Origin of the sequence: Flavobacterium collinsii, assembly GCF_902804485.1 — a bacterium.
In the GTDB taxonomy this organism is placed as follows: Bacteria; Bacteroidota; Bacteroidia; order Flavobacteriales; family Flavobacteriaceae; genus Flavobacterium; species Flavobacterium collinsii.
Genome location: NZ_CADCST010000072.1, coordinates 71,108 through 89,486, shown reverse-complemented (window position 1 = coordinate 89,486; position 18,379 = coordinate 71,108). Strand labels below are relative to the sequence as shown.

At 35.2% G+C, this 18,379-nt stretch carries 15 protein-coding genes and 2 tRNA genes; 9 read left to right on the top strand and 8 right to left on the bottom strand.

The window, feature by feature from the left end; all coding sequences use genetic code 11:
* Nucleotides 1–19 precede the first annotated feature (19 nt).
* Nucleotides 20–232: a PG1828 family lipoprotein gene (locus FLA105534_RS07940; RefSeq protein WP_041517585.1), complete on the top strand. Its 213-nt coding sequence runs from the start codon at nucleotides 20–22 to the stop codon at nucleotides 230–232.
* Between the two features lie 158 nt (nucleotides 233–390).
* On the opposite strand, the gene FLA105534_RS07935 is transcribed toward FLA105534_RS07940, so the two are convergent.
* The 4 genes from FLA105534_RS07935 to mutS form a co-directional block, all read right to left on the bottom strand.
* Nucleotides 391–765, bottom strand: coding sequence for a DUF1508 domain-containing protein (locus tag FLA105534_RS07935; RefSeq protein ID WP_173965483.1), 375 nt, complete (start codon nucleotides 763–765; stop codon nucleotides 391–393).
* A gap of 131 nt (nucleotides 766–896) precedes the next feature.
* Nucleotides 897–982, bottom strand: a tRNA-Leu gene (locus tag FLA105534_RS07930).
* A 14-nt stretch (nucleotides 983–996) separates the two neighbouring features.
* Nucleotides 997–1,069, bottom strand: a tRNA-Gly gene (locus FLA105534_RS07925).
* 151 nt (nucleotides 1,070–1,220) lie between these two features.
* Entirely contained in the window at nucleotides 1,221–3,827 is a 2,607-nt protein-coding gene (gene mutS, locus FLA105534_RS07920) for a DNA mismatch repair protein MutS (RefSeq protein ID WP_173965482.1), read from the bottom strand.
* A 156-nt stretch (nucleotides 3,828–3,983) separates the two neighbouring features.
* Here mutS and FLA105534_RS07915 point away from each other — a divergent pair, with 156 nt between their 5' ends.
* Both FLA105534_RS07915 and FLA105534_RS07910 read left to right on the top strand, forming a co-directional pair.
* Nucleotides 3,984–4,406 carry a DUF1573 domain-containing protein gene (locus FLA105534_RS07915; protein WP_173965481.1) on the top strand — a complete coding sequence of 141 codons (423 nt, stop codon included), beginning with the start codon at nucleotides 3,984–3,986 and terminating at the stop codon, nucleotides 4,404–4,406.
* A gap of 77 nt (nucleotides 4,407–4,483) precedes the next feature.
* Nucleotides 4,484–5,020 (top strand): RNA methyltransferase, encoded by a 537-nt coding sequence (locus FLA105534_RS07910; RefSeq protein ID WP_173965480.1) that lies wholly within the window; start codon nucleotides 4,484–4,486, stop codon nucleotides 5,018–5,020.
* Between the two features lie 91 nt (nucleotides 5,021–5,111).
* Here the strand turns inward: FLA105534_RS07910 and folK are convergent, their stop codons facing one another.
* Entirely contained in the window at nucleotides 5,112–6,251 is a 1,140-nt protein-coding gene (gene folK / locus FLA105534_RS07905) for a 2-amino-4-hydroxy-6-hydroxymethyldihydropteridine diphosphokinase (RefSeq protein WP_173965479.1), read from the bottom strand.
* A 58-nt stretch (nucleotides 6,252–6,309) separates the two neighbouring features.
* Nucleotides 6,310–7,500 (bottom strand): carboxypeptidase-like regulatory domain-containing protein, encoded by a 1,191-nt coding sequence (locus tag FLA105534_RS07900; protein ID WP_173965478.1) that lies wholly within the window; start codon nucleotides 7,498–7,500, stop codon nucleotides 6,310–6,312.
* A 202-nt stretch (nucleotides 7,501–7,702) separates the two neighbouring features.
* Between FLA105534_RS07900 and sppA the strand changes: the two genes are divergently transcribed.
* From sppA to FLA105534_RS07885, 3 genes are all read left to right on the top strand, one after another.
* A complete protein-coding gene (gene sppA, locus FLA105534_RS07895) occupies nucleotides 7,703–9,460 on the top strand; it encodes a signal peptide peptidase SppA (RefSeq protein ID WP_173965477.1) in 1,758 nt (585 codons plus the stop codon).
* Between the two features lie 13 nt (nucleotides 9,461–9,473).
* A complete protein-coding gene (locus FLA105534_RS07890) occupies nucleotides 9,474–10,421 on the top strand; it encodes an alpha/beta hydrolase (protein ID WP_173965476.1) in 948 nt (315 codons plus the stop codon).
* Between the two features lie 173 nt (nucleotides 10,422–10,594).
* Complete coding sequence (locus tag FLA105534_RS07885) at nucleotides 10,595–13,189, top strand: AsmA family protein (protein WP_173965475.1); 2,595 nt, start codon at nucleotides 10,595–10,597, stop codon at nucleotides 13,187–13,189.
* A gap of 46 nt (nucleotides 13,190–13,235) precedes the next feature.
* Here the strand turns inward: FLA105534_RS07885 and FLA105534_RS07880 are convergent, their stop codons facing one another.
* Together FLA105534_RS07880 and FLA105534_RS07875 are read right to left on the bottom strand one after the other, a co-directional pair.
* Complete coding sequence (locus FLA105534_RS07880) at nucleotides 13,236–14,315, bottom strand: glycosyltransferase family 9 protein (RefSeq protein ID WP_173965474.1); 1,080 nt, start codon at nucleotides 14,313–14,315, stop codon at nucleotides 13,236–13,238.
* 242 nt (nucleotides 14,316–14,557) lie between these two features.
* On the bottom strand, nucleotides 14,558–15,352 hold the full coding sequence (locus FLA105534_RS07875) for a DUF2797 domain-containing protein (RefSeq protein WP_173965473.1): 795 nt from the start codon (nucleotides 15,350–15,352) through the stop codon (nucleotides 14,558–14,560).
* A 249-nt stretch (nucleotides 15,353–15,601) separates the two neighbouring features.
* On the opposite strand from FLA105534_RS07875, the gene FLA105534_RS07870 reads away from it, so the two are divergent.
* Genes FLA105534_RS07870 through FLA105534_RS07860 form a run of 3 tightly spaced genes read left to right on the top strand, consistent with a single transcriptional unit; the run spans nucleotide 15,602 to nucleotide 18,343 of the window.
* The gene (locus FLA105534_RS07870; protein ID WP_173965472.1) at nucleotides 15,602–17,110 is read left to right on the top strand and encodes a GH3 auxin-responsive promoter family protein; all 1,509 of its coding nucleotides are present in this window, start codon (nucleotides 15,602–15,604) and stop codon (nucleotides 17,108–17,110) included.
* Nucleotides 17,111–17,150: 40 nt separating this feature from the next.
* A complete protein-coding gene (locus FLA105534_RS07865; protein ID WP_173965471.1) occupies nucleotides 17,151–17,756 on the top strand; it encodes a hypothetical protein in 606 nt (201 codons plus the stop codon).
* Nucleotides 17,753–18,343, top strand: a complete 591-nt coding sequence (locus FLA105534_RS07860; RefSeq protein ID WP_173965470.1) for a matrixin family metalloprotease — start codon at nucleotides 17,753–17,755, stop codon at nucleotides 18,341–18,343. The genes FLA105534_RS07865 and FLA105534_RS07860 overlap by 4 nt, the downstream gene beginning before the upstream one ends.
* Nucleotides 18,344–18,379 lie beyond the last annotated feature (36 nt).

Below are 18,379 nucleotides of genomic sequence, written 5' to 3'. Positions count from 1 at the left end.
CCTTTTATAATAAAGTAAGATGAAAAAAGTATTTTTAAGTTTAGCTGTTGTTGCTGTTTTAACTGTTGTATCTTGTAAAAAAGCTGACGCTGCAGCTACTGAAGCTGTAGATTCTACTGCTGTTGCTGTTGATTCTGCTGCTGCTGTAGTTGATTCTGCTGCTGCAACTGTTGATTCTGCTGCTGCTAAAGTTGACTCTGCTGCTGCTAAAGTAGAAGAAGTAAAAAAATAATTAGAACCTAAGTTCTAAAAATTTTAAAACCATCCTTGTGATGGTTTTTTTTTATGCCAAAAATTTGACATAAAAAAAACCAATAAAAAAAATCCAAATTCCAACAATACATAGCGCATTATTGGAATTTGGATTTTTTTTATTGAAATTCCTTTTACCTACCCCTCCTCTTCCTCAAAAACCACCTCATCTTCAAAAATCGACTCACTCGACGAGAAGTCCAAAATTTCCGATTTCGAAGCATAAGTAACAATCTCCTTAATTCCTTTTTGCAAAAGCAATTCAGTAGTGTATTTTCGGCTCGTCGCGAAGTGAACCTCCCCCAACATCAACTTAAAAAAATACTTCCCTCCAGAACCTTTAAACTTTAAAAACCTGGCCATTTCAATATTCACCTTAAATTTCTCAACATCCTCCTCGCACTCAAACTTCAATTCATAACTCAGACTTGTAAATATCACTTTACCCTTCCTCGAAGTAAACACGAATTTATATTCATCATTAAACCGCTTACTAATTACAAAGGCACCCATATATTATTTTAGATTTTAGATTGTTGATTTCAGATTCTTAGATCCTTTAAAAGAAATTTACTTCACAAACCTCTTTTAAAGCGCGTGAGTTTACGCCATAAAAAAAGCCTCTTCAAAAGAAGAGGCTTTAGTACTCAGAGCGGGACTTGAACCCGCACGAACATTGCTGTTCACTGGATTTTAAGTCCAGCGTGTCTACCAATTTCACCATCCGAGCATTATTTGATATTGAGCGAAAAACGGGGCTCGAACCCGCGACCTCGACCTTGGCAAGGTCGCGCTCTACCAACTGAGCTATTTTCGCATTTCAAATTCTAATTAAGAACTACAATACTTGACTTGTTCTGTATTGCGAGTGCAAATTTAGGACATTTATTCAATTACACAAGCGTTTTTCAAAAAAAAAATCTACTTATTTTATAACTTTCTGATAACCTAAACTTTAAAAATGAAATTTATTTTCGAACCAACATCCTTTTAATCTCGTTCAGTTTCATCAGTGCTTCAACTGGTGTAATCGCATTGATATCAAGCCCCAGAATTTCTTCTTTTATCTCTTCCAACAAAGGATCGTCTAAATTAAAGAAACTCATCTGCATTTCATCATTTTCAGACTTTACGCCATTTAACGCTTCACTTGAGTGGTTTTTCTCCAGTTTTTTCAACATCTTTTGCGCCCTCAAAATTACAATCTGAGGCATTCCGGCCATTTTTGCTACATGAATTCCAAAACTATGAGCACTTCCTCCTTTTACCAGTTTACGAATAAAAAGCACATTGTCTTTTAACTCTTTTACCGCAACATTATAATTTTGAATTCTTGGCAACGATTCTGTCATTTCATTCAATTCATGATAATGCGTTGCAAACAAGGTTTTAGGTCTTCCCGGGTGTTCGTGTAAAAATTCGGCAATCGCCCAGGCAATCGAAATACCGTCATACGTACTGGTTCCTCGTCCTATTTCATCCAGAAGCACCAAACTGCGATCTGAGATGTTATTCAAAATAGAAGCCGTTTCATTCATCTCCACCATAAAAGTAGATTCTCCCATCGAAATATTATCCGACGCTCCTACTCTGGTAAAAATTTTATCCACGATCCCCATTCTAACACTATCAGCCGGAACAAAACTTCCCATTTGAGCCAACAATACAATTAAAGCAGTCTGTCTTAAAATAGCAGACTTACCCGACATGTTAGGACCAGTAATCATAATAAGCTGCTGGGTCTCCCTATCCAAATAAACATCATTCGCAATATAAGGAGTCCCAACCGGCAATTGTTTTTCAATAACAGGATGGCGTCCGTTTTTGATCTCCAGTTCAAAAGTCTCATCAATCTCCGGACACACATATTGATTCTCTATCGCCAATTGCGTAAATGAACACAAACAATCCAACTGCGCCACTAAATTGGCATTCATTTGAACAGGTTTGATATAAGTTGCAATCCAGGCGACCAATTGCTCAAAAAGTTCCGATTCTATTTTATAGATTTTCTCTTCAGCTCCCAGAATTTTGGTTTCGTATTCTTTTAACTCCTCTGTGATATAACGTTCTGCATTAACCAATGTCTGCTTACGAATCCACTCCACAGGAACTTTATCTTTATGTGTGTTTCTAACCTCAATATAATACCCGAAAACATTATTGAATGAAATTTTAAGTGAAGAGATTCCTGTACGTTCTGATTCTCTTTTTTCAATACCCTCCAGATATTCTTTTCCGGAAGTCGAAATAGCACGCAAATCATCCAGTTCTTCACTGATTCCTTTTGCTATGGCATTTCCTTTAGCCACAGCCACCGGCGCATCCTGATTTAAGGTGGTCCCTATTTTCTCTCTTAACAAATCGCAGGCATGCAAACTATCCCCAATTACCTTTACCGCTTCCTGCGGACTTTCGAGTGCCAATGTTTTTATTGGAATAATCGCATCCAGAGATTCCTTCAAATAAACAATCTCACGCGGCGAAACTTTCCCTGCTGCGATTTTAGAAATCAAACGCTCTAAATCCGAAATTTGCTTGATCTGGTATTGAATACTTTGCAAAACTTCAGAATTGGATTTTAAATATGAAACAACATCATGACGCCCTTTTATTTTATTACCATCCTTCAAAGGTAAAGCCAACCAGCGTTTCAACAAACGCCCTCCCATTGGCGAAAGCGTTCTGTCAATCACATCCAATAGGGTTACTGCATTTGGATTATAACTGTGATACAATTCTAAGTTTCTGATCGTAAAACGATCCATCCAGACATAAGCATCTTCAGCAATACGCTGAATAGCCGTAATATGCTGTACACGGTTGTGTTGTGTTTCCGACAGGTAATACAAAATTGCTCCGGAAGCAATGATTCCTTCTTTCAATTCTTCAACTCCGAAACCTTTTAAGGAAACAGTCTGAAAATGTTTCGTCAGGGTTTCTAAAGCATAATCTTCCTTATAAATCCAGTCTTCTAAATAAAAACTATGAAAATCATCTCCAAAAGCAGCTTTAAAATCGCCCTTATTGTTTTTCGGAACCAAAACCTCGCTCGGGTTAAAGTTCTGTAACAATTTATCGATATACTCGGCATTCCCCTGAGCCGTTAAAAACTCTCCCGTAGAAACATCCAGGAAGGAAACTCCGATACTTTTATTAGCAAAATAAATCGATGCTAAAAAGTTGTTTGATTTAGATTGTAAAACCTCATCGTTTAACGAAACTCCGGGAGTTACAAGTTCTGTTACACCACGTTTCACGATGGTTTTGGTCATTTTTGGATCTTCGAGCTGATCGCAGATAGCCACACGAAGTCCGGCTTTGACCAATTTTGGCAAATACGTATTAATAGAATGGTGCGGAAAACCAGCCAACGCAGTTTCTGTTTCAGAACCTGCACCTCTTTTGGTTAACGTTATTCCCAGAATTTTTGAGGCTCTAATAGCATCTTCTCCAAAGGTTTCATAAAAATCCCCTACTCTGAAAAGCAAACATGCATCAGGATATTTTCTCTTGATTTCATTGTATTGTTTCATTAAAGGTGTCTCTTTTACCACTTTCTCTTTCGCTGCCAAATTATTGTATTTTAAATGAAAAAATTAAGACAGCGAATTTATGATATTTTGGAGGAATATCGAAGTCGTTCAAAAATTAAAATATTTTAAGCTTTTTTTAAGTTGAGATATAAGAATTTTACATAGATTTGTCATAATTAAAAAAGACTCTAAAAGATGAAAAAAATAATTTTAATCGCTATGTTAGCTGTAGTTGGAATTACAGCTTCTAATGCTCAAAGCAGTAAAAAAGGTAAAGTTGCTAAAATTGAAGGTGCTGGAATGGCTTTCGAAACAGAAACTATTGATTATGGAACTATCGCTCACAATGCAGATGGAAAACGTGAGTTTGTTTTTGTAAACAACGGAACTAAACCATTAATCATCACAAATACAACAGGATCTTGCGGTTGTACTGTACCAACAACTCCAAAAGAGCCAATCGCTCCAGGTGCTAAAGGTATCATTGGTGTAAAATATGCTACTGACAGAGTTGGTGCTTTTACAAAAACTGTAACTGTTACTTCTAATGCTGAAGGACAACCAACAAAAGTTCTTACTATTAAAGGTACTGTTTTACCAGATCCGGTAAAAAGCTAATCTGAAAAACAAAATAAAATAATTAAAAAAGCTTCCTTATCTTTGGAGGCTTTTTTTATGACCTGAATACAATCAATATGAGAAAACTTGAAAATAGCGAACTGGATCGAAAATCAATCGAAGACTTTAAGAGATCAGACAAAACGCCCTTAATTTTAGTCTTAGATGACATCCGCAGTCTGCACAATATTGGATCTGTGTTTAGAACCGCTGACGCTTTTTTAATCGAAAAAATAATCCTGTGTGGCATTACTGCTACTCCACCCAATAAAGAAATTCACAAAACAGCTCTTGGTGCTACCGAAACTGTAGCTTGGGAACATCACGAGAACATTCTGGAGGTGATCGAAAATCTTAAAAAAGAAAACACGCTGACTCTTGCCATCGAACAGGTTGAAAGTGCTATTTTTCTTCAGGATTTTAAAACAGAGAAAAATCAAAAATACGCATTGGTTTTTGGCAATGAAGTTTACGGTGTTGCTCAGGAAGCCGTTGCACTTTGCGATGGCTGTATTGAAATTCCACAATTAGGCACCAAACACTCTTTAAACATTGCCGTAAGTGCCGGAATTGTTGTTTGGGATTTGTTTCAGAAATTAAACTGGCCGAAATAGACAATGAGTCAATTAGATAATGTGGTAATTAGAGAATTAGAAAATTGTTTATTGGCACATTATCCAATTATCTAATTGACACATTTACGAATTATCTAATCAAAATCTTCTTCTGGATTTCGTCCAAGATAAAAAGGTAATCTTTATGGTTTTTCACGAAATCGCGATCAGAAACATCAATAATCAGCACGTTCAGATCGGTTTGGGATTTAATGTATTCCAAATAACCGTTATTGATTTTATCCAGATAACCTGCCTCGATATTCTGCTCGTAATTCCGTCCCCGTTTCTTGATATTTTGCAGCAACCTTTCCGAGTTCTGATACAAATAAACATACAAATCAGGTTTTGGCATTTCTTTATAGATAATATCAAACAAATTTCGATACAAACGATATTCATCTTCTGCAAGGGTGATTTTAGCAAAAATCAAGGACTTAAAGATGTGATAATCGGCTACAATAAAATCTTTAAACAAATCAAACTGTGCCAAGTCATCTGATAACTGCTGATAGCGATCAGCCAGAAAAGACATTTCCAACGGAAAAGCATAGCGATTTTGGTCTTTGTAAAATTTAGGCAAAAAAGGATTGTCGGCAAAACGTTCTAAAACCATTTTTGCATTAAAGTCTTCGGCTATTTTTTGCACCAAAGTAGTTTTTCCTGCTCCAATATTCCCTTCAAAAGCAATGTAATTGAAGTTCTCCAACGCAATTTCGCGTATCGGATTTTTCAATTCCTGAACTACTTCACAAACACTATCGTCAGGCGAGACTGCAATTAATTCTGTAATCGATTTTTGAAAAACAGGATGTTCCCAGTCTACACCTAAATCCTGCATAGGAAGCAGAACAAACTTTCTGTTTTGCATTAACGGATGTGGAATCTGCAATTTTTCAGACTCAATAACTTCATCATCATAAGTAATCAGATCAATGTCGATAATTCGGGACTGATACCCTTGTTCCTCAGATCTGATTCGGCCTAATTTTTTTTCTAATTTCAGAACCTGACTTAATACTTTTTGAGCCGATAAATAGGTATGCAAAACCAATGCGCAATTATAAAAAGCATCACTTTCAAACCCCCAGGCAGGAGTTTCATACAGTTTTGAAACCCTGATTACAGTCCCCACTTCTTTATGTATCAAATCGATACACGTTTCGATGTTTGTTAACCTGTTTCCCTGATTGCTGCCTATTGATAAAACGATTTGATGCTGTGACTTCATAATTAATGCAAATTAACTAAAACTATTTTAGAATTAACTACATTATTTGATTCAAGACTTAGAAGTTTCCAACTATTTCAAACTCTTTCTTGTTCTCTTTGTTTTCTGAAACCCTCTTCAAAAATGCACTTAAATCGCTTGTTAAGGGTAGTTGGTTCTGGCTTTTCCAAAATTGCTCTGAGTAAGGAAATTTCACTTTAAAAATATCCTTATCCATCGATAAATTCGACTTTGCTTTTTCAGCAATAAAACTATTGGTTACAAAAAAATTGGTACTGTAATCATAAAAAGCTTTTATATTTTTTTCACTTACAAGTAATTCTACCCTAACATCCGATTTTGCGTTATTCAAATAATATTTATTGGTGCTGGCACTCTTCTTATAATTTGAAGTGGTTTTAAAACTGGTGGTTCGATATTCTACTTTGTCCTTTTTTTGAAATGGTACTTTTTCTCCATTATCATAAAGATCAAAATAGGTTTCTACAATAGCATAGTCATACTTATTAATTATAAAATAGCCACTGGTTTTTTGTTCAATTCTATTTTCTGACTTTTTGATAAAACTAATTTTAAAAAAATCACCTGCTACATTTTTTTCCTTGGTAAGTTCAAAATCTTCAATTTTAATAGAGATCATAGCATTTATATCAAATAACTTTTCGAAACTCTGAAATTCAAAATACACAAAATCAGCCTTATCTTTTATTCCGACTTTCCTCATATTCAAAATCTCAACTTCACATTTATTGTCCGGTTGTGTTTTTGATTTAAAGATGCTTTTTCTTGATACTTTACCATAAATATCCTGTAATCTTTCTAATTCATCATTTCGTTTCAAGGCACATCGCAAGAAGAAGTTTTCATTGTAAGGTTCGAAAATATAATTCTCTTTCATTTTGGCATATACTTTTTTCATTATAGCCATTTCTTCTCCCACTACTACTTCATCAAGTTCAATTGTTTTACTTTGCAAAAAGATCGTATCCTGTTTGTTTATTTCGGTAAAGCTGAGTTTCAGATTTTCATATCCAATCAAGCTAAAATTTAATTCATTTTGATCGGAAATAAAAGAAAAAACACCTTCCTCATTTGTTATCGAGTTGTCTTTTTGATTGTAAACATTTACTTTCTCTAAGGGAAGCCTTGTCAGTTTATCGACCACTACTTTTTTGGTTTGCATCTTTTGAGCTTCGGCATAAAAACCAAAGAAAAAGAAAAGAGTTAAAAAGATCACTTTATCTTTCATAGTACAACAATAGTTTTCATCAAATATAAAATATTCTAAGTTCAAACAATATTTATCTTACTAAATATCTTATCTTTAATTTAATGCCCCAAAACATGGCAGTTACAGATATTTCATCGAATCCTGTATTCGAATTAATTTGTTTTTAGTTTACTTTTGTAACAAACCAACGTTTTTCGATACTTATTAAAAAAATACACTTATGAAGTTTTTAGGAAATATAATAGCCACCGTTATTGGAATTTTTGTGTTTATTATCCTCTTCTTTTTTGGGGTAATTCTCCTTGGAGCAATTTTTGGAGGAGACGACGCCGTTTCTGTCAAAAGTGATTCTGTAATAGAATTAAACTTAAAACAAATTCAAAACGATTATGCGGGAAAATACAAAGACCCTTGGGTAACTGTTTTCTCGGATAAAAAAGGCATCGGCCTAACAGATGTGATTAATGCCATCGAAGCTGCAAAAACAGATGATAATATTAAGGGGATTTCTATTTTAAACGATGAATCTTCTTTAGGTCTGGCACAATATAAAGATTTGAGAAACGCGCTTGAAAGTTTCAAAAAATCAGGGAAATTTGTCTGGGCTTATGCCAATACCTACTCCCAAAAAGAATATTACCTGAATTCTGTAGCCAATACTATTTATTTGAATCCAGCAGGTGATTTAGACTTTAAAGGTCTTTCGTCTGAGGTGATGTTTTTCAAAGATTTTCAAGATAAATCAGGCATTCATATGGAAGTAATTCGTCACGGAAAGTATAAAAGTGCTGTTGAACCTTTTCTTGAAAATAAGATGAGTGATGCCAACAGAGAACAAGTAACCGCACTTTTAAACTCAATCTGGACTACTGTTTCGACTGATATTTCAAAAAGCAGAAATATTCCGCTCCCTAAACTAAATGAAATCGCCAATGGTTTATTAGCGAGAACTCCGGAAATGGCAAAAACCCAACATCTGGTAGATATTATTGCTTATGAGGACGTTTACCATAATGCAATCAAAAAAGCCCTTAAAGTTAAGGGAGATGACGATTACAACAAGATTTCTATTTTAGATTATACTCAAAATAACATTACAACTGCTTTGACCAATACCGCAACCGACCAGATTGCTATTATTTATGCTCAGGGCGAAATACAAGGCGGTGAAGGAGATGTTACTGTAATTGGTGAAGGTTCTATGAGACGTTCTTTGCAGGAAGCCCGTAAAAATGAAGATGTAAAGGCAATTGTTTTAAGAATCGACAGTCCAGGAGGAAGCGCCTTAACTTCTGATCTGATTTGGAGAGAAATTGAGATTACCAAAAAAGTAAAACCGATTGTTGTTTCTATGGGGAATTATGCTGCATCGGGTGGTTATTATATTGCCTGTAACGCTAACAAAATTTTTGCAGAAAGCAATACGATTACAGGTTCTATAGGTGTTTTTGGAATACTGCCAAATTTTAGTCCTTTAGCCAATAAACTGGGAATAAACACTGAGCAGGTAAAAACACATGAAAACTCAGCAAATTACAGTCCGTTTGTACCTGTTGACGAAAAATTTAAAGCCTTTACTTTAGAAGGTGTAGAACACATTTACAACACTTTTGTAACACATGTGGCGGAAGGCCGAAAAATGACGTTTGCTCAGGTAGATGCTATCGCACAAGGAAGAGTCTGGTCAGGGAGTGAAGCGTTAAAAATTGGATTAGTGGATCAAATCGGAGGTTTGAATGATGCGATTGCTGAAGCTGCGAAAATTGCCAAAATCAAAACGTATAGTACACAAAACTATCCTGAATACGAAAAAACATTCAACGACCTTCTTTCAAGTTTGCCTTTTGCACAATCAAAAGAAGCCTTTATTAAGGAAGAAATTGGAGAAGAAAACTATATGCTTATCGAGCAGGTAAAAAGGCTTCAGCAACAAAAAGGTGTTCAGGCGATGCTTCCTTTTGGAATAAATATTAAATAATTCCATTTTAAAAATGAAAAAATTATTTGTGCTTGCTGCTCTTTTGTTTTTGAGTTTTGTAGATGCTCAAAATAAAACGCAAGTTCCTTTTACAGAAACACCGATCGTTTTAAAAATCAACATCGATCAGCTTTTTGGCACGTTAACAATGCCTGATTTGAAAACAAAATGCCCGGTAGCCTTAATCATTTCGGGTTCGGGTCCTACGGATCGCAACGGAAATAATCCGATGATGAAAAACAATTCTTTGAAAATGCTGGCAGAAGCCCTGGCAAAAAACGGAATTGCCTCATTGCGATACGATAAAAGAGGAATTGGGGAAAGCAAACCATCAGCCATTTCAGAGCAAACTCTTGTATTTGAGAATTACACTGAAGATGCCAAAAGCTGGATCAATTTGTTAAAGCAAGACCTTCGCTTCTCTCAGATTATTGTAATCGGACACAGCGAAGGTTCCTTAATTGGAATGATTGCCGGAGCAAAAGCTAATAAATTTATCTCCATTGCAGGGGCGGGAGAATCTGCTGACAAGTTAATCAAAACACAAATCGCCTCTAAATCAAACAAACAAATAGAGGAAATGACTTTCCCTATTATTGATAGCCTAAAAAGTGGCCATACTGTGAACAAAGTAGATCCAATGCTGAATTCTCTTTTTAGACCAAGCATTCAGCCCTATTTAATTTCATGGTTTAAATACGATCCGAAAACCGAAATCAAAAAGTTAAACATTCCTATTTTAATCGTTCAGGGAAATCAGGATTTACAAGTAACCGTAAAAGATGCTGAGCTTCTATCACAGGCCAATAAAAATGCGGAACTCCTGATCATTGATAAAATGAATCATATCATGAAAATTGTCGACGGAGACCATCAGACCAATCTCGAAAGTTATAAAAATGAAAGTTTACCTGTCTCAGAAATCATGATCGATAAGATTATTTCTTTCATTAAAAAATAATTCCAATCATAAAAAGCTTAAAAAACCGTTTGAATATATAATTCAGACGGTTTTTTGTTTTTAAGAAACAGGAGTATACTCTTATGTTTTACAAAAACTTTATATACGAACTCCACCAAAAAAAACTATTTTTGCAGCAATCAGTTAGCAATTTAACCCCTCAATTTATTTATATGTTAAAGAAAGTTTTAAAAATAACAGCCATAGTTCTTGTGGTCCTAGTAGCGGCCTTATTTGCCATTCCGTATTTCTTTAAAGATCAAATAAAAGCCAAAATTTCAGAAGCTATTAACGAAAGCGTTGATGCGAAAGTAAGTTTTACAGATGCCGATTTAAGTTTGTTTAGAAACTTTCCGAACGCCACAGTGGGAATCGAAAAACTGGTGATTATCAACAAAGCTCCTTTCGAAGGAGACACTTTGGTTTCATTAGGCGAACTGAATTTAAAGATGAGTATTAAAGAGCTTTTTAAAGGAAAAGACGAACCTTTAAACATACAGGGAGTCAGTTCTACAAATGGTCTGATTAATATTATTTTTAACAAAGATGGTGTTGGCAATTTTGATATTGCCCTAAAAAACAAAGAAAAAGAAGTGAAAGACGACAAAAGTAAGCCGCTTTCGCTGAAAATTCAAAATTATAAAATTGAACAATTTACTTTCAGGTATATTGATCAGAGATCTAAAATAAAAATGGTGATTGACAGCTTAAACCATGAAGGAACAGGTGATTTTACCAACTCAAAATTAGATTTGACCACAAAGTCTACCGCCAACGTTTCTTTGGATATGGATAAAATCAATTACATGAAAAATGTAAAACTGACTTTAGACGCTGTCTTAGGAATTGACCTTGAAAAAAGCAAATATACCTTTAAAGAGAATAAAGCTTTAATCAATCAGCTGCCTTTAGAGTTTGACGGATTTATTCAGATGGCAGATGCCGGACAGATTTATGATCTAAAGTTTAAGACTCCCACTTCGGCTTTTACAAACTTCTTAGGACTGATCCCTTCGGCTTACGCCGCAAGTCTGGATGGTGTAAAGACTACTGGAGATTTTACAGTTGCCGGTTTTGCTAAAGGGGAACTGACAGATACTACGGTTCCTAAATTCAATATTGCGATTGCTTCAAATAATGCTTCGTTTCAATATCCAAACCTGCCAAAGTCGGTTCAGAATATTGTAATTGATACGAAAATCATTAACGAAACAGGGATTTTGAATGATACTTATGTAAATCTGGATAAACTCTCCTTCCGAATTGATCAGGATGTTTTTAACGCCAAAGCCAACATCAAAAACATAACACAAAATCCTATGGTGAACGCAGCTTTAAAAGGAACGATCAACCTGTCGAATCTTTCTAAAGCGTACCCTATTAAAATGGACAAACCTCTTGCAGGTATTTTAAAAGCCGATGTTAACACACAATTTGATATGGCTTCTGTTGAAAAAAGCCAATATCAGAATATTAAAAACTCTGGAACAATGAGTTTGTCAGGATTTAAATATACGGACGAGAACAACAAATCGATGAACATTAGCACGGCATTGGTTGAGTTTAATCCGAGTACCATAAACCTGAAGAAATTTGATGCTACGACCGGAAAAAGTGACTTAAGTATTAATGGTGTACTGGAAAACTTCTATGGTTTTATGTTCAAAAAACAAGAGCTGAGAGGAAATTTCAATATGAGTTCAAACCAGTTAGCAGTTGATGATTTTATGACTTCGGGAACGGCTGCAACAGAGAAAACGGCTGCAAAACCATCTGAGGCTATGAAGATTCCTGCTTTTTTAAATTGTACTTTAAATGCCAAAGCCACTACGGTTTTATACGACAATCTAAAACTAAAAGACGTTTCGGGCAAGTTGATTGTGAAGGATGAAAAAGCAACTTTGGAAAACTTTAAAACATCGATTTTTGGAGGAACAATTGGTCTTAACGGAGCTGTTTCTACCAAAACAAAGGTACCTACTTTTGATATGAATTTAGGTTTCAATCAGGTGGATATTGCGCAAACTTTTACGCAATTAGACATGATGAAAAAGATTGCTCCTTTGGCCGGAATCATTAACGGAAAACTAAATTCGACTATAAAATTAAACGGAAACTTAGACGACAAAGAGTTAACTCCGGACTTAAAATCGATTTCAGGAGATTTGATTGGTCAGTTGCTTTCGACTACTGTAAATTCTAAAAATTCAACGGTTTTAAATGCCTTAACTTCAAACCTGAAATTTATTGATCCTAATAAAATAAATCTGAATGATATTAAAGCAGCCTTAACGTTTGATAACGGAAAAGTGAGTGTAAAACCATTTGACATCAAATATCAGGACATTAAGATTACAGTTGGCGGTACACATGGTTTTGACCAAACGATGAATTACAATTTAAAATTAGACGTTCCTGCAAAATATTTAGGAAATGAAGCCAATGCTTTCCTGGCAAAAATGTCTCCTGCGGATGCTGCAAAACTGCAAAACATTCCGATAAATGCTATTGTTAGCGGTAATTTTTCGAATCCAAAAATAACAACGGATATGAAAAGTGCAGTGACGAGTCTGGCGACACAAGTTGCGAATCAACAAAGAGACAAACTGACTCAAAAAGGAACTTCGGCCCTTAATGATTTTATCAATAAAAATACAAAGGCAAAAGACACCACAAAAGCAGCTGCAACCGAAAAAGAGCAGAAAACTCAGGAAGTTACTAAAAAAGCCAGTGACTTAATCAATGGCTTATTTAAGAAGAAAAACTAAATAAAAAAAGGCATCTACGGATGCCTTTTTTGTTGTTCTTATATTTTTAAATTGCTTGTTGGATACCACTAACTTTCCCATTATTCAGTATGGAGTTTATGATTTTCACATAATCCTTTTTAGTGTGTAAATTAATATCTATTCCGATGCTGCAATTGTCGTAAGGTTCGTATTTTTTAAGGTTGGAGACCGAGAAAAGCCCAATCGTTGGAGTCTGCACTGCGCTGGCCAAATGCATAATTCCGCTATCAGCTCCAATAAACAAGTCGGCATTGGCAATTACAGATCCTATTTCGCGGATATCCTTGCTGTAAAATGTTGGGGCCTGAAATGCAATCTGCGAAACATTTTCTACTGGCAGAATTTCAATAATATTATAATCTTTATATTCTTCCTTTAGTTGTGCGTAGAAGTTCTCCCACCACTCCTCTGACAAGCATTTTGCGCCTGTTGCATAAGTAAAAATACAAATTGTTCTTTTACAGTTTTGTACTAAATCATTTAAGATTTTCTTTCCTTCGACAATTTCAGAAGAAGACAATCTAAGGTCAATCGGGGCTATTTTTTTATTGCTTTTTGCTAATCCAAGTTTCGTTAAATAATGTCGGAAGTTATAAACGGGATATTTCGCAATATGATCGTAGTCTTTTTTTACAAGTTGAGATTCATCGTTTGAATCTCCGTAAAATTTATATTTAGCATTAGAGAATTGGACTGCTAAACGTCCTGAAGAAGAGTTTTGATCTACGTTGATCGCAACATCGTATTTTTGTGTTTTTATTGAAATCCAGACATTCAGGTATTCCAATAAGCTTTTGAACGGTTTTTTAGGCAAACCAATTACCTTGTTGATGTTTTGATAATTTCCAAAAATTACCAGAGCTAAAGCTCCCTTAACAAACAAATCGACTTTACAATTTGGAAACATATCGTTGACTTCCTGAACAAGCGGCGTAATCAATAACAAGTTTCCGAGTCTGGCATTTGGCCTGCAAATCAGGACCCGCCTAATTTCTGTTTTATCCACTAAAACAATATGCTGCTCTGATCTTGGCTTTCCAATGTTCTTAGTGAGACGGTGCATTACGCTGCGCCTGACCACATTTATTCGTTTTAAAACACTCATCTTTATAATTCATTTATTAATTAAATATTTGTCCTTGGAAATTCAAAAAAAAACTTTCATTTCGCTTTTTGCTAAACTAGGTTCTCTTTAGATTTAAAATTAAAATCTTCTAATAAATAATTATTATAAAATTGTAATCAAATGTTTCAACATTCAAATTACAATTTTACTAAAACTGTATTATAAATATACTAAAACACTAATAAACAATTCCTTACAAAGTGTTTTTCTTCCTTTAAATGTTAAACTGCAATACTAACCACATAACCTTCCGAACCTCTTACATTAAAAACCGTTCCGTTCTCAAAGATTAAATACTGCCCCTTAATTCCAGTTAATTTACCCTGAAAAGTTGGGGTTTTATCCAGATTCAGACTTGTTACTTTGGTCGGATAATTTAAAACCGGATAGTGCAGTTCATACAAATCATTCTTTTGAGCATAAAAATATTCCTGTACTTCTGCCGGAATTAAGCTTTCCACTTTTGCTTTCTCGGCAAGCAGATCAAAACTTTCCCCTGTATTCTGAAGCATCTTTCTCCAGTTTGTTTTGTCGGTATAATGGTCTTTTAGTGCGACCTCTGTAATTCCTGCCAAATATCGGTTTGGAACTTCAACAATCGCAATGGCCTGAGTTGCTCCCTGATCGATCCAGCGTGTTGGCACCTGAGTTTTACGAGTTACCCCAACTTTTACCTCACTTGCCAAAGCCAGATAAACAACGTGAGGCTGAAGCTGTACTTTTTGTTCGTACTCCAAATCCCGGTCTGCAATTCCCAGATGCGCCGTACTCAGTTCCGGACGCATAATCCAATCACCAACCGCAGGACTCGAATAAAAACATTCGTAGCAAAACCCTTGTCGGTAGATCTTTTTCTTCTTATGGCAGTTCAGACATTCAAATCCCACAAAACTGATCTCAATTTCCTTGTTTAGTAATTGATTCATGTTTAGAAAACTGTCTTCGAAAACCAAATAATACTGAATTGGAGCCCCTATTTCAGTTTGCATTTTTGTAAGTACGCCTTGATATGTCATTAGAATTGAGATTGCTGATTGTAGATTTTAGATTTGCCTGCCTGAATTCTGAATTTTAAGAATTAAAATTCAGCTGAACCGGAATGTTTAATAAAAATAGAATGTTATTTTTTACAAAAAAACACTATTTTTGATACAACGGCAAAGTTAGTATTTGTCTTTCGATATTCAAATTTTAAGGTTCCTGATTTTACGCGAATTGTAAAATCTAAAATCTACAATCAGCAATCTAAAATATAAATTTCACTCATGCCCTTATCAATAATCAACTCTTTTGCTTCTTGGGTCCTAAAACAAAGGATACATCAAATAGAACTTTTTCTAAAATATCCGAATGAAGTTCAGGAAGAGCTGCTGCACAATTTATTGACAGCTTCAGAAAATACTATTATAGGGAAACAGTATGATTTTGAGTCGATCAATTCCTATCAAACTTTTGCCGAAAGGGTGCCGATTGCTACCTACGAAGAGCTTCAACCTTTGATTGAACGTACCCGACAAGGGGAACAAAATGTATTTTGGGAAACTCCTATAAAATGGTTTGCTAAATCGAGCGGAACTACAAATGCAAAAAGTAAATTTATTCCTGTGAGTAATGAGGCCCTAGAGGATTGTCATTATAAAGGGAGTAAAGATTTACTTTGTCTGTACCTCAACAACAATGAGGATTCGGAATTGTTTCTGGGCAAAAGTCTTCGTCTGGGTGGAAGTTCACAGATCTACGAAAACAACAATACTTTCTTTGGTGATTTATCTGCCATTTTGATTGAAAATATGCCTATTTGGGCTGAATTTAGCAGTACTCCAAGTAGTAAAACTTCGCTGATGAGCGAGTGGGAATCCAAAATTGCTGCGATTATAAATGAAACGAAAAACGAAAATGTAACCAGTTTTGCAGGCGTTCCGTCGTGGATGCTCGTTTTAATGAACAAAGTTTTAGAAAATACAGGAAAGGAAAGTCTTTTGGATATTTGGCCAAATCTGGAAGTTTATTTTCACGGAGGCGTAAGTTTTTCTCCGTATAAAGAACAATACAAAAAAATTCTACCAAGCAAAGATTTCAGGTACTACGAAATCTATAATGCGTCGGAAGGCTTTTTTGCTATTCAGGATTTAAACAATTCGAGCGATTTACTGTTGATGCTGGATTATGGTATTTTCTACGAATTCATATCAATGGATACATTCGGAACTCCGAATCAAAAAGTAATCCGTTTGGCCGATGTTGAATTGAATAAAAACTATGCGATTGTCATTACCACAAATTCCGGTTTATGGCGTTATTTGATTGGAGACACGGTTCGTTTTACTTCTCTAAACCCTTATAGAATCAGAGTAACAGGCAGAACCAAACATCATATTAACGTTTTTGGAGAAGAACTAATGGTCGAAAATACCGATCAGGCCATTGCCAAAGCCTGTCAACTGACGCACACCGAAGTGATCGATTATACCGTTGCGCCTATTTTTATGCAGGACAAGGAAAAAGGAGCTCACGAATGGATGATCGAATTCAAGAAAAAACCTGCTGATGTGGGGCTTTTTCAAAAAGTATTGGATGAAACACTACAAACTTTAAATTCTGATTACGAAGCCAAACGTCACAACAATATGACTTTAAATCCTTTGGTGATTAATGTGGCGCGTGAGAACTTGTTTTACGACTGGCTAAAAGAGCGTGACAAATTAGGCGGACAGCATAAGATTCCAAGGCTTTCGAATCAGAGGGATTATTTGGAGCAATTGAAAGAAATGTAGTTTTTTATAAAAACTTTAATGAAATACCACGTTAGTTAGAATGGAATCAACAGAAAAAATTCAGAATTTAATTCCAATAGGTTATCTGTTTCTTGTCGTGCTGGGAATTTTAAAAGAATGTGTTTTCTTTTTCCAATTGAAAATAAACATTCTGAAATATTCAACCATTATGGATATTCTTATCAGCCCCATTGCTGATCTAACTGCAAATCCGATTATCATTTTAAGTCTAATTGTTTTCGCCGTTCTTATCTTAGTTTTTCTGAGTTTGTGCTACAAGGATCGCAACAAAAGCTGGGCAAAAAAATTAATCGGCACTAAACCGGATGGCGATAAATTTTCAGACTTAGAGATCAAGAGCAAGCTGAAACATTTTTTTCTAGTTTCTATTGGAATTGGATTGCTTAGTTTTTTTCTTGGTTTGGGAATTGGCGAAGGTCATAAAATTGCAGAGAAAATCAGACTTAATAAACTGAAATACGAGCAAAAACTTACCTTTAATACAGGCGAAACCGAAGCCATTTTTTTGATAGATGTAAACAGCGCTTATTATTTTTATCTGACTCCGAAAAATAATGCGATCAAAATTGCTCCTCTCGGATCTATTAAAAATATTGAGTTAACAAACTTCAAATCTGCAAAATGAAAAGTTCACTTTTGATTTTACTGTTTATTCTCGTTTCCTGTACCAAAGAACAGCATTCAAAAATAATTGTTCTTCAACCTTTGGGGGATTTCAAAACAGAGCGGGCAAAAAATGTTTACCATAAAATACAAACGATTAACCCTAATGTTGTTTTAAGAACCAACATTCCCTTCCCGGAAAATGCATTTTACCCGGCCAGAAACAGGTATCGTGCCGACACTATTATTAAAACCATCAAAGATAATGTGGGTAAAGATTCTGTAATCGTGGGTTTATCCAACAGCGACATTAGCGTTACCAAAGGTAAAAACAAAGATTGGGGCGTTATGGGACTGGGCTATCATCCAGGCAAATCCTGCGTGGTTTCTGATTTTAGACTGAGCAAAAGAAACAAAGAAGCACAATTCTATAAGGTTGTTCTGCATGAGTTAGGTCACACCGAAGGTTTGCCTCATTGTTCTGTAAAAACATGTTTAATGAGAGATGCTGAAGGAAAAAATCATGTAGATAAAGAAAACGCCTTTTGCTTAAAATGTAAAAACTATTTAATTGAAAAAGGGTGGAACCTAAGTAATCTTACCACCTGATAACTCACCATACAAACTTCCGAATTAACCAAAAAC